Raw genomic sequence first — 12,000 nt, 5'->3', positions numbered from 1 at the left:
GGCCGCTCTAATGCGGAGATTCCTGCTGAGACCGCGATTGGTTGTCGGCACGCGCCTTCGTGGTCACGGGGTCGGCTTGTGCGGGCATTGGCGCGCTTGCTTTAGCGGCCTCCGGTCGCGGTAGGCTTCGCGCTCTGACCATCGTGTGTCAGCGTGACCTTTCTGCCTTGCACCGAGCCCAGCTTCCAGCCTTGAAAATCGTCGCCGATTCTTAGCCGCAGAGACGCGCGAGTCTCAGAATTAATAAAAACGCCCAAAGTCGTATCCTCGCCGACTACCGTTCCGATCAGCGACAATTGCGGTTTCTCTGTGCGAGGCGTGGGAGAAGGCGCTTTCGCGGCTGGCGCAGATACCACGGCCCGGACTGGTCGGCGCGTTTGCGAGAAGATCGGTCGCTCGCGCGTTTGAGCAAGTGTCGCGAGCGGGATAGCCCAAAGCGGATTGGCGCTCGGCGTGCGCTCCTCCGCAGCTTCAGGAGGTGGTGGCGGCGCCCGCACCAGCGTCGGCGGAGCAGGTTGATCCCAAGGAGAGCGCGCTGAGGATGCATCGTCTCGGCGCGGCTTATCCAGATCGATTTCATCGACGTTTGATTGCAACGCGAGAGTCGAGGCCGGAATAGCAAACCCCAGTAGAAGCAGCGTGATTAACACTGCTATTTTGTGCGGCGACATCATTTTGCACCTCGCCATTGTCCGGATATCGTGAGCAGGATGCGTAGTTTGCCCTCGCCAGGAGCGCCAAAGCCCGCGGGCGTCTGCACGATGAGCTGATCGACGAACAGTAAGGGCATGCCGGCCTCGATGTCGTATAGCAACTGTTGCAGGCCGGTTTGAGGAATTTCGAAACTCACGATGATTGTGACAAAGCCTGCCTTCTTTTGGCTACCCTGCAAGTCGACCTGTGACGACAGAACGTTTCCTCCAAATTTCGTAACGGCCGCCGAGGCACGTTGCAGGAGCGCTGCGCCAGCGATTGTTATGGTCGCGCCTTCCAGAAATGGCGAGCCTGTGGGCGCGGCGCCCGCAAGTCCGTCTTTCGCGGTTGCTGGCCGGCGCTCTTGAACTGGTCAAGCATGGCCTGCACGGATGCCACGGAAGCCCGTTTGTCGAACAGGTCGGATATCGAACTTACCGTGATTAACAACAGCAAGACCAGAAGCCCGAGATAGATCGTCGCTGCTGGCAGCGGTGCGGTCGTTACTTTTTCTAAGGTGGAGGTGAGATTCATGATCCGGTCCCGAAATAGGGCATGACATGGGCCTCGATATGGAATCGTTCGCCCGGATCGTTCTTGTCGCGTGTGGTCGGTGCGAAGAAAATGGCACGAGAAAATTGCGGCGACTGCTCCAGTAGATGGATCAGCGAGGGCGCGTTTCGGGTCAGGCCGACGATCTGCATCTTGTCGGCGTCAATCCGCAATTCCGTGACGTAGGTGGTGTCCGGCATTGCGCGTGAGATCGCCTCCAGCACCATGACGCTGGAAGGCGAAGTTTGCTTGCGCCTGGCAAGCAAGGTCGTCGCTGATCCGGCGGGTTGATCGATGCGGAGCGCCGCACGGTGTTGACTGACGCGCTGCTGCAACTCCTGCCGTTGGTCATCATATCTGCCGCCGAGGTAGATGGAGACAGAGAGTATCGCGGCCGCCATTACGCCGGCGCCGAACAGCGTCAGCCGCAATAGTCGCGGCAGATCGTTCGCAAGACCCGCGGAGCCGGCCAGTTTTTGCTCGAGTATGCTGATCAGACAGCGACGCTGCAGGTTGGCGATACGGTACCGATTTCGACCGGCACTGCCACGGTCCTGAACAGCAACAATAACGTGGTCAACAGCATCGATTATCGCAACACCGGCGTCATCCTTCGTGTTTCTCCCCGCATCAATGTCAATGGGAATGTCCGGCTTGAGGTCGAGCAGGAAATCAGTAGCGTCCAGCCAACTGCGACCTCGACGCTGACGCCGACAGTGGCAGAGCGGCGGGTGAAAAGCTCGATCTCGGTTGCCAGCGGTCAGACTGTGCTGCTGGCCGGACTGATTAGCGAACAGCAGAACGGTGGACGCAACGGCATTCCGCTGCTTGACGAGATCCAAGGGTTCGGAGACGCCTTCGCGCACCAGCGCAAGAAAGGTACCCGCACTGAACTGATTATATTCATCCGTCCGCAGATCATCCGCGATGGCACAGATGCGCATCACGTCGCCGAGGAACTGCGGTCGAAACTGCGCGGCAGCGTGGGAGCGAGCATCGATGACCTGCGCGTTCGTACCGTCCACTAATGCAGTGACGCGTCGGCAAGAATTTTTGCGGCGACGCGCAAGAGCAATGGGTTTCGTTCTGATCGCCTGCTGTCTCATGCCGTTGCGGGCCGTCTCGGCTGATGCGCTAACGCGCGCTAACGCGGCCTATTTGCGGGGCGATTATGTCAGCGCCGTCCGGATACTGACGCCGCTTGCCCTGCGGGGCAATGCTAAAGCGCAGGCATCTCTTGGCTTTATGTACGAGAACGGCTACGGGGCGCCGCAGGCCTATGACGCCGCGGTTGACTTCTATATCTCCGCTGCGAGCCGGGGTAATCCATTCGGGCAGGGCATGCTGGGCCTGATGTATGACAAAGGCCACGGCGTGCAGCGGGATGTAGTGCTGGCGTATAAATGGCTCAATCTGGCGGCTGCCCACGCGTCACGGCGCGAGCGCGACTACTTTCTGCGACTGCGAAACGCCGTGGCTTCCAAGATGTCGCGTGCTCAGATCCACGAGGGTCAGCGTCTCGCGCTCATTTGGGCACCGGGGCGATTATAAGCCCGGTAAGTCATGGGGCTTATCCCTCCTCCGTCCCCGAGAGTTGACGAGGTGGCGAACGAGAAAGGAGCTTGGGCACGTCAAGGCGAGGCGTTCTGGCGGGGCGCGCCGTGAGGCCTGGAAGCGTGTAAGCGTAGAGGGCGTGTCCTGTTCGCCGACAGCGCCCTATGACCGCCGGCAATTGCTCGATAAGGCCACCTTCCTCGACTTCAAGGTGGAGATCGTCAAACGCACCGAAGCCACCTGCGTGGCGCTCCTTCCGACGATGGGTCGTCGAACGGTCCTTCGGTTGGATGACCCGCCACCGGCGCCTCGTGCGCGACTACGAGACTCGATCGGACGTTTCTCGCGTCCTGATCGGCGTCGCCATGGCTGCAATCCTCATCCGCCGCATCACCTACCCATAGTTCTCAAACGGACGCTTACGAGGTGCCAGAAGCGGAGCGGCTTAAGCTTGAATTCGGGTGATAGCGTCACTGTGAACTTAGGGTGCGCCACGCAGCAGGTCGATAAAATGGAAGCGGTTGCTGCCTCCCTTCTGCTCGCCGTACAAACGGAGCAAAGGCATATTCGATTGCATGGCAGCGCGCACGTCGCCAGGCGTGCAGCCGAACTCACGACGGAAGGCCCGGTTGAAGGAACTGGCATTGTGCAATCCTCGCAATTCCGCCAGCCTTGCGATGGGTTGGTTTGCAAGGGCCGGATCCGTGAGATCGCGGTGGACCAACTTCAGGCGAAGGCGATGCAGATGCCGGGCGACGCCGCCGCGAGACTCGAACACTCGATAGAGGCTGGAACGCGATATGCAGGAAAGTTCGCACAACCGGTTCGCGTCGAGGCGCGCGGAAGCTATGTTGCCAAAAATGATCCGGTCGATCCGTTCGCGTAAAAAAACTTGCTCCATCTGCTGCGGCGCCTCGGTCGGGCGCACGCAGGCCGCGATCATGCCGCGGGTCGCCTCGGCAATCGACGGCAAGTCCGCCTTGGATGCCTCCTTGAGGCGCTCGGCAAGCGATAACAAGAAGTCAGCGAGCAGCCGTGCCGGAGCGCCCCGAAGCACTCCGGGCGCCGGTGGACTGCTGCTCAGGAGCGGAAGAGAGCCGCGGGGGATCATCGCCGCGATCCACTCTCCTGCGACCTGATCCTCCTCGTACGGACGGCCAAAGGTACTGAAGTTCAATTCCCCCGGTCCCGCTTCGATTATATCGTCACCGGAGCGCGAAACGATGCGTCCGACTCTCGATACCCGAAAATACCAATGGTCGATGTCGTCTTGCGCGCACCGCTTCGACGAACGGATTATGCGCCGCGCGGGTGTTTCATACACGCCGAACAGGATCGGCCCCAGCATCCAGTGCTGGCCACTGGCGGAGAATACTTGTCTCCGATCGGCTTCGACTTCGACGTCATGAAGGGAGCCGAAGGTCTCGCGCCAGCTTTCGAATTGCTCTTTCGGGTTAATATTCTCGGTCGAGAATACGATCGGCGTCGCCGGCTCCGCCGCATCATCGCCAACGGTGCGTGTTGGGCCGGTCTCGATTGACGAAACCGCATCGGTCGACCCGTCGTCCAAGCGTTGCATGCAGCCCCCGACTTCGCAAGCTGTGAACTCGAAAACCTGTCCGCTCTTTGCCTTACGTCTCTCGGACTTTGCTCTGCATGTTAAGTGGCGGCCCACGACATGACAACGGTTTCCTCGCGGCGTAATCGTCGGCGCGACGTGTTCCTGCGCGTTATCTAACAGCATCTACGATTGCAGCGCTGGGCTGATAAGGCTTGGGTGCGTTCTGTTCATTTGTAAAAGCTCTAAATCGAAACAGTGAAGCTGGAGACGGTCCGCGCTCGGCGCGCGTCTCATACTGTGGAGTCGCAGTGTGATTGATCGACCTGAGGATGGCGCGCGACCTGAGAATGGCGCGGCCCATTCCACACTGCTGACACGCCGGGCGCTTCTACAGACAACCGCGAGTCTGGCGGCTGGGGCGGCGTTTTCAGCTTCGTCATCGCTAGCGTCAGCCCGGAAGGGCGATAGTTTTGACGTCGACGCCGCTTTCGCCACGTTCATGGCCGATATTGGCGGCACGCCCCAGGACGGCGGTGGAAAGGTGATCTTCACCGGGCGCGATCCGATCTTGCGCAGCCATTTCCGGATCGGGACTTCCATGGCGCTGCCGGCGATGGCGGCGGGCGTTGGGGCTGCGGCGATATGGCGCCAGCGGACCGGCGAGGGCCAGGACGTGGCGGTCGACCTGCGGGAGGCGGTCTATAACGTCAACCCGATCCTGACACCGATCATGCAGCACCGGCTGGCGTCCGGAGCGGTGCCGCCCAACGACCCGGTGGCGCGCAGCTTCACCTTCACACCGACCATCAACGGCAACCTCTATCAGGCGCCGGTAGGGCTCGGCAATCCGTTCTCCTTCGTGCCGTTCCGCACCAAGGACGGCCGGTTCATGAACATCACGGCCGTCTACCCGCATCTCAACACGCGGGCCCTGACGCTGCTCGACTGTCCGCCGACCCGCGAGGCGATTGCCGCCGCCGTCGCGCGTTGGGACGGGGAGAAGCTCGAAGCCGCGATGTTCGAGAGAGGCGTGGTTGGGGTGATGCACCGCACGGCCGAGGAATGGCTTGCCCATCCCGAGGGCGCACACCTTGCGAAGACGCGGCTGATCGAAATCCGCAAGGTTGCGGACGGCGAGCCCCTGCGCTGGACGCCGAACCCGACGCAGCCGCTTTCGGGCCTCAAGGTGCTTGCGCTCACCCATGTGATCGCGGGCTCGACCGCGGCGCGCACGCTCTCGGAGTATGGCGCCGAGACGCTGCAGATCATGCGGGACCAATCCTTCGAGCACGAGGTCGTCTGGACCGACGTTAATATCGGCATGCGCTCGGCGAACCTCAATCTGCAGCAGCCCGAGCACGCGGCGGCCCTGAACGCGCTGATTCCCCAAGCGGACGTGTTCATCGACAGCTTCAGTGGTCGCGGCATTGAGCGGCAGGGTTTCGGTATCGACGAGGTCACGAAGAGGCGGCCCGGCGTCATCTATCTCACCCTGCGCGGCTACAGCTGGGACGGGCCGTGGAAAGATGTGCGCACCTTCGACATGGAGGCAGTAAGCACAACTGGATTCACCATCGCCGAGGGTTCGGGTAGCAGGCCGGGCTTCGGGCCGTCTTATGCCGATGCGCTGGGCGAGGGGCCGCTTCCGGCCTTCCCGCCGACGCTGGTCCTGAACGATTACATCGCCGGCTATCTCGCTGCGGCGGGAGTGATCGCGGCGCTGCGCCGCCGCGCCGCCGAAGGCGGCAGCTACCATGTGCACGTCAACCTTGCCCGAGCGGCGATGTGGTACGCGAGCCTGGGCATGTTTCCGTCGACTGACTTCGAGGTGACCGATGAGAACCGCATGATCGCGCCCCGGACGATCCGGTTCACGTCGCCCTACGGTGAGGTCCACCGCCTGGCGCCGATGGTGAAGCTGTCGAGGACCCCCGGACGATGGCAACAACCGTTATTGACGGTGCGGGGCAGCGACCGGCCGGTCTGGCAGGGGTGACGCGCAAGCTTGGTTGCGGTTCAGCGATGAAGCTGCTGGCCGGACAAAACCATGCGTGAGAAGGATGTGTGGCATGGCCGATAAGACGGACGATCAAAACAGTCAGGCTGGAAAGTCAGCTGCGGCTGGGTGCAAACAAGAAGCGACGGCGTCAACACGGCGCGACGCGATCCGGATAGGCGTCGGGGCAGTCTTCGCACCCGTTCTGTCGCAGGAATCGGCCTCTGCCCAGTCCGGCACCGCTGCAGGCCCGAGAGAAGCGGCGCCCTTTCAGGGTATTCGAATTATTGAGCGCAGCAAGACACTAGCCGGCCGTCTTGCCGGGCAGCTTTTTGCCGACCAAGGAGCGGAAGTCTTTGTCGAGCGGTGGGGTGTGTCGGGCCCCAATGACCTCGACAACGATTATTTTGATCGCGGCAAGATCGTGCTGCCTTTAGGCTCGCTCGCCGACACGTCATCCGCCGATATCATCATTGTCGATGGCGAAAAATCCATCAGCCGTGCGCCGCACCAGATTGTCATACGCGTCACCGCGGCCGTGCCGGGCGACGAAGCATACGGGCACCTGCCGGCGGATTGCAGCGAGGATCTGCTCAACGCGCTGGTCGGCTTCTACACCGACATGAGCATCACCGGTGCGATGCTGGGCCGGCCGGTGATCTACTCGCCGTTGCCGCTCTGCTCCGTCTATGCCGGCGTCAACGGTGCCGTTGCCGCAGCCGCCGCGCTCGTCGACCGGGAACGAACCGGGCGCGGCCGGGAGATCATCGCGTCGCGGCTTGCGGGAGGGTTATCGGCGATCGGGGCGCTCGCGCTCACCTCGAAGGGGCTTCCGGAGCACCTTTCGCCTATCGTGATCGGCGGATTGCCGGAAGGCATGACGCCGGAGCAGTTCCGTACGATGACTAACGAAGCAAGGGCGAACCCGGCCCGGCAGCTCTATCTGGAGCAGCGCTTCGCGCCTTTGTCAGCGCCTTACAGGGCTTTGGACGGCCGCTTCATCCTGCCCATGGCCGGGCCGAACCGTCGGCTCACGGAACGGTGTCTTCGCGCATTGGGGCTGTGGGAGGAAGCCCTCGCGGCTGGAATGGTGGATGCCAACGCGTACGACCCCGCCAATTTCAAGGATGCGCGGCGCAATCTCGCGGACTCTCTCGCACTCGGCTTCAGTTTTACCTCGATGCTCGCCGATCGGCTGGCGCCGATCTTTGCGAGTCGGACGGCGGCCGAGTGGGAGCGCTCTCTCAATGCCTCCGGCGTGCCAGCGACGGTGATCCTAAGCTGGGAGGACTGGCAAAGGAACGCGCATGCGCGCGAGTCCAGGATCTTCACGTCCGTCCACGGGGTTGACGGCACGCAGATAGGCAGGCCGTCTTGGGTTGCGAGCGCGCAGCCTTATCCCGATCTCCAGGCCGCGCGTCGTGCGGATTGTCTGCCAACGCGTTCGGTGCCACCTCCAAAAGATACAGGTACGAAGCCATCGCGCCTTCCTCTTGCCGGCTACACGCTCGTCGATTTCAGCAACGTCGTTGCCGGGCCAAGCGCCGGGCGGATGTTCGTCGAGCTTGGCGCGACCGTCTATAGCGTCGTTCCGATGGCGCCGAACCACTCGCCGACCATCGTGGTCATGTGGTCCGGCGAACTGGCCGCCGGAAAGCGCAGCATCATCGTGAATGCGGGAACAGCGGGCGGCGCCGAGGTCATTCGCAAACTCGTTGCCAAGGCCGATTTCGTGCTTGGCAATATGCTGGACGATCAGATGACGCGACTCCGTATCGATCCCCTCACGCTCGCTCAGTTCAACCCATCAGCGATCGGCATTCAGCTTGCGGCATTGCGCGGCGAGCGGCGCGGCGAACGCCACAACGACATGGGCTATGATCCGGCGCAACAGGGAACGACGGGAGTCATGGTGCGGTTCGGCCCCGAAGGCGCTCCAACGTTTCACGGCATTGCGTCCTGCGTGGACTACCTTTGCGGCTATCTAGCGGTCTGGGCAGGGCTTGTCGCGCTAGTGGCCCGTGAGCGGCGTAAGGACGGAAGGGGCGACTGGGCCGAAACCTCGCTCGCGACCGCCGCCACGCTGACCCAGATTTTGCTGCAGCAGACAAGGGAGCCGGCGAGTGCGCGCGGCGCCGACGCAACCGGGATGAACGCCGGCGAGCGCGTTTATCAACTCAGCGATGGCTGGATTTTCGCGCAGGCGCCGCGCGACATTTCCGCCGAGCTCGTGTCAAAAACCGTAGCGGCCGCTCTCGCCGTCCTGAAGGCGCGCGGTATCAACGCGGTGCCGGTGCAAACGGTAAGGCAGCTTGCCGACCGCCACCGCGACAAGCCGAGCAGGACCGTGCGGTTCGAGCGGACGGAGAGCGACGGTTGGACGACCGAGTGCTTCGCGCCGACCTGGTTGGTGTTCGACGGTGTGATACCATCGCGGCCTCCTGCCGCTTCGCGTATCGGAGCCGACGGCCCGGCAGTGCTAGCCGATCTCGGTTATGGGCGCGATGATATTGAGCGCTTCGTCTCCAGCGGGGTTATCGGTCGGACCGAATGGTCCAAGGTCTGACTGTTGCGGGACGTCGACTCATGCTCTGTACAACGAGTTCACCTGGCCGGCTGCGCGGCATCGCCGTCTTTGTGTTTTGCCTGCTGCTCGCAAGCCTGGTCACGCTCGGGGAAGCGCACGCAGAGCAAGAGAAGCCATATTACGCTTACCCGTACCCTTACCCTGCCTCGAACGAAAGCCCGGATCAGGTCAAATCTCCGAAGCCGGAGCTGCGACCCGGTCCCGAGGCACTGTACGATCCCAACCAGGGCGAGCCTGAGGCCCTTACGCCTCCGCCTGTGCGGGGTACGGTGTTTCCGGGCCTGCAGCCGCCCTGGCGCGGCGATCTCGCCGCAGCGCGGCAAAGGCTCTATGATCAGCACGGCATAACCTTCTCCCTCTCCTACCAGCAGATGACGCAGTATGCCTCGGAAACCCTGACCGGCGCGCGCAAGTTTGCAATCGCCGGCTGGGCCGCACCCGGCATGACGTGGACGCCGTTAAACCGCGGCACCGACTGGGAGGGTTCGCTGGTACTGCGAATGGGATGGCGGGGCCCCCTGGGTGCTAATCCATGGCCTGCCGTTTTCGGTCCCATGAACATCGGTTCGGCCTGGTCGACTTATGAGTTCACGTCATGGAACGGGAACTTTGTTGTCGAAGACCTTTTCTGGGAGCAAAGGCTCGGCCCCGACTTCAGCTTCCGCATTGGCAACCAAGCGCCACAAGCGACCATAAACACCTTCCGTTTCAAAGATGCACGAGTCGGCTTCACCGCAAGTCCATTGGCGTTTCACGAGACAATCCCATACCCGGCTTTCGGTGCCGGCCTTTCCTTCAGAGCGCGACTCGGTGACAGCGGATTCTTTGTCAACGGTGTCCTCAACGACATGAATGGGAATCCCGGGGTTAGCCAACTCGACTGGAGTCATCTCAGGAGCAGCCAACTTTTCAGCGGAATCGAGGTCGGGAAGATTTGGCGCCGGTCGAATGGCGAATTTGACCTGTTGTCGATCAATGTTTTCCATGCAGGAACGCGAGACACCTTCAACCCGCTTACGACGCCCAACGCCCCGGGCGGCGGATTCAAGATTAATGCAGAGCGACAATTGGGGCGGATCGTCAGCTTTGCAAGTTATACCTATAACGAGGCTCGGGGCGGCGGTATCTCTACTACGTTCTCCGGAAACACCGCCTATGTGGGCGCTGCGCTACTGCGCCCCTTCGGTATAAATGGCGAAGTGGCTGCAGCGGTCATGTGGACCCGGCCTTTCAATGACATCTTTCCTGGCAGCGGCCAGCGCGATCAGTACGGCGTGGATGCCTATTGGAATATTGCTCTCACGCCAAACACGACGATTACACCCGGGCTTCAGCTCATCTTCAACCCGGCCTTCAACCCCAACACCGATTTTGTCGCGGTCCCGCACCTCAAGTTCAGAACGGCCCTCTAGTTCTGCTTCGCCGTGTGGACCACGCAGCGCGTGAACGGGTGTGACGATATCGCAGAAATCGGACGGGTCCTCCGCCTCTATGCTCACTTGATCCTCCGATGATCCCTCCACGCCATTGAGAAAGAATTTCTAATGTCGGCAGCGGCACAGTCTCCATCCCTTCGATTCCGTGCCGCGCGCCGATTTGCCGCTTCGCTCGGAATTGCCGCGTCCATCGTGATGGCGACTGGTGTCGCGTATGCTCAGGATGAATCCGATGTGGCGGTGCAACTCACAAATCCCATCGCCAACCTGATCCAGATGCCGTTCCATCATAACTTCGACCTTGGTGGTGGTCATAGCGGCGATGCTGCCCGCTATACGATGAACTTCCAGCCTGTCATTCCAGTGCGATTGAACAGTGACTGGAACCTCATCAGCCGCACGATCATCCCGTTCACGAGTTGGTCCGGTGTATTCCCGCACACCGAGAGGGGCGTCAGTGATATCGCGCAGAGTTTCTTCTTCTCTCCGGCAGGCTCGTCTCCGTCCGGCACCGTCTGGGGAGCGGGGCCGATTCTCCTCCTCCCGACGGGAACCAACGATGTCTTCAGCAGGGGGCAATGGGCCGCGGGACCGACCGGTGTCGCGCTGCAGATGAAAGGTGCTTGGACATATGGTGTCCTTGCCAATCACCTCTGGTCAGTCAGCGCGGCACCGACTGGACTGCAGCGGGTCAACGCCAGTTTCTTTCAGCCCTTCCTCACGTATACCTTGCCGACGCAGACAACGGTGTTCGTGACTTCGGAAGCGACGCATGACTGGAACGCACGTCAATGGACGGTGCCGATCAATGTCGGCCTGAACCAACTCGTTTCTATTGGGGGACAGATGGTGCAATTCGGCGGTCTGGTACGATATTATGCCGAGAAGCCTGCGGGTGGACCAACATGGGGTTTCCAGTTTCGCATGGTCTTGATCTTCCCCGTGCCATGATCTTGAGTGGCTTGACGAGGACATTACTGCTTTCGCCCCGGTAGCTTGCCGGCGCATCGCAGCGCGCGCATCCTCCCAAAGCCACGATGCAAGAGCATTCCGGCGAGGTGGATACCGGTTCGAGCTTCGAGGGTATGCGAATGCGTTTCTTGTATCGTCGTTTCGGCCTGCGATGTGTGGCTCCGCACTTCGGTGCCACCCGATCCTCGCTCGTTGTTGCACCCAGTACATTTTCGTGATGAAGATCATGTTCCGGTATTGAGGATATTCACCATGCTTTCGAAGCTAGTAATTGTTGCCGCGGGCGCCGCCACCTGTTTCGTGGCCGCATGGCCGATCAATACATATGCAGATATTTTCATCACGTCTGCCAGCATAAGACGGGGAGACTTGACGATTGAGGGTCGTATCCGGCGTACGCATGACCCTGTTGTCGAAATCAAGATTAGTCCAACCAAGACGGTGAAAGTTAAGAGTACAGCTACCGGTGGATTTAAGTGGGTCGGACAGGAGTTTCCTGCAACCTGCATCGTTCGAGTCTCCTCTGGATCCCACACTCGCGATGTGGTCATACGATACTGTGGACCCGCTGGACCCGCTGGACCCGCTGGACCCGCCGGACCACCAGGACCACCCGGTCCGAAAGCGGACTAGCTCCTTTAGAGCGGCC

9 protein-coding genes and 2 pseudogenes are annotated in these 12,000 nt (G+C 61.3%); 7 read left to right on the top strand and 4 right to left on the bottom strand.

Features of this window, described 5'->3' with window-relative positions; translation table 11 throughout:
* Positions 1 to 670: 670 nt before the first annotated feature.
* Genes gspM through NWI01_RS19790 form a run of 3 tightly spaced genes read right to left on the bottom strand, consistent with a single transcriptional unit; the run spans position 671 to position 1,472 of the window.
* Entirely contained in the window at positions 671 to 994 is a 324-nt protein-coding gene (gene gspM, locus NWI01_RS19800) for a type II secretion system protein GspM (RefSeq protein ID WP_244613823.1), read from the bottom strand.
* Positions 976 to 1,227, bottom strand: a complete 252-nt coding sequence (locus NWI01_RS19795; RefSeq protein ID WP_244613821.1) for a hypothetical protein — start codon at positions 1,225 to 1,227, stop codon at positions 976 to 978. Before NWI01_RS19795 ends, gspM begins: the two co-directional genes overlap by 19 nt.
* Entirely contained in the window at positions 1,224 to 1,472 is a 249-nt protein-coding gene (locus NWI01_RS19790) for a PilN domain-containing protein (protein WP_283809256.1), read from the bottom strand. Before NWI01_RS19790 ends, NWI01_RS19795 begins: the two co-directional genes overlap by 4 nt.
* Positions 1,473 to 1,736: 264 nt before the next feature.
* Between NWI01_RS19790 and NWI01_RS15995 the strand changes: the two are divergent.
* The 3 genes and pseudogenes from NWI01_RS15995 to NWI01_RS19785 form a co-directional block, all read left to right on the top strand.
* A pseudogene (locus NWI01_RS15995) lies at positions 1,737 to 2,273 on the top strand (type II secretion system protein GspD); the annotation flags it as partial.
* 46 nt (positions 2,274 to 2,319) lie between these two features.
* A complete protein-coding gene (locus NWI01_RS15990; RefSeq protein WP_244613820.1) occupies positions 2,320 to 2,796 on the top strand; it encodes a tetratricopeptide repeat protein in 477 nt (158 codons plus the stop codon).
* A 117-nt stretch (positions 2,797 to 2,913) separates the two neighbouring features.
* A pseudogene (locus NWI01_RS19785) lies at positions 2,914 to 3,203 on the top strand (transposase); the annotation flags it as partial.
* A 77-nt stretch (positions 3,204 to 3,280) separates the two neighbouring features.
* On the opposite strand, the gene NWI01_RS15980 reads toward NWI01_RS19785, so the two are convergent.
* On the bottom strand, positions 3,281 to 4,378 hold the full coding sequence (locus NWI01_RS15980) for a helix-turn-helix domain-containing protein (protein ID WP_181410539.1): 1,098 nt from the start codon (positions 4,376 to 4,378) through the stop codon (positions 3,281 to 3,283).
* A gap of 292 nt (positions 4,379 to 4,670) precedes the next feature.
* On the opposite strand from NWI01_RS15980, the gene NWI01_RS15975 reads away from it, so the two are divergent.
* The 4 genes from NWI01_RS15975 to NWI01_RS15960 all read left to right on the top strand — a co-directional run bounded on the left by NWI01_RS15975 (position 4,671) and on the right by NWI01_RS15960 (position 11,330).
* Positions 4,671 to 6,356 carry a CoA transferase gene (locus tag NWI01_RS15975; protein WP_141384965.1) on the top strand — a complete coding sequence of 562 codons (1,686 nt, stop codon included), beginning with the start codon at positions 4,671 to 4,673 and terminating at the stop codon, positions 6,354 to 6,356.
* A 73-nt stretch (positions 6,357 to 6,429) separates the two neighbouring features.
* A complete protein-coding gene (locus tag NWI01_RS15970) occupies positions 6,430 to 8,922 on the top strand; it encodes a CoA transferase (protein WP_181410538.1) in 2,493 nt (830 codons plus the stop codon).
* A 20-nt stretch (positions 8,923 to 8,942) separates the two neighbouring features.
* Entirely contained in the window at positions 8,943 to 10,355 is a 1,413-nt protein-coding gene (locus tag NWI01_RS15965) for a carbohydrate porin (RefSeq protein WP_181410537.1), read from the top strand.
* A 132-nt stretch (positions 10,356 to 10,487) separates the two neighbouring features.
* Entirely contained in the window at positions 10,488 to 11,330 is an 843-nt protein-coding gene (locus NWI01_RS15960; RefSeq protein ID WP_210242987.1) for a transporter, read from the top strand.
* Positions 11,331 to 12,000: the final 670 nt, after the last annotated feature.

This window comes from Nitrobacter winogradskyi (assembly GCF_006539545.1).
Taxonomy (GTDB): domain Bacteria; phylum Pseudomonadota; class Alphaproteobacteria; order Rhizobiales; family Xanthobacteraceae; genus Nitrobacter; species Nitrobacter winogradskyi_A.
Note: the sequence above shows the minus strand (reverse complement) of the source record. Positions and strands in the feature narration are given on the sequence as shown.

Excerpts from the sequence above, each read along its gene's own strand:
- NWI01_RS15965 (WP_181410537.1), top strand. The coding sequence starts at position 8,943 with ATGCTCTGTACAACGAGTTCACCTGGCCGGCTGCGCGGCATCGCCGTC.
- NWI01_RS15980 (WP_181410539.1), bottom strand. The coding sequence starts at position 4,378 with ATGCAACGCTTGGACGACGGGTCGACCGATGCGGTTTCGTCAATCGAG.
- NWI01_RS15970 (WP_181410538.1), top strand. The coding sequence starts at position 6,430 with ATGGCCGATAAGACGGACGATCAAAACAGTCAGGCTGGAAAGTCAGCT.
- NWI01_RS15960 (WP_210242987.1), top strand. The coding sequence starts at position 10,488 with ATGTCGGCAGCGGCACAGTCTCCATCCCTTCGATTCCGTGCCGCGCGC.
- NWI01_RS19795 (WP_244613821.1), bottom strand. The coding sequence starts at position 1,227 with ATGAATCTCACCTCCACCTTAGAAAAAGTAACGACCGCACCGCTGCCA.
- NWI01_RS15990 (WP_244613820.1), top strand. The coding sequence starts at position 2,320 with ATGGGTTTCGTTCTGATCGCCTGCTGTCTCATGCCGTTGCGGGCCGTC.
- NWI01_RS19790 (WP_283809256.1), bottom strand. The coding sequence starts at position 1,472 with ATGGTGCTGGAGGCGATCTCACGCGCAATGCCGGACACCACCTACGTC.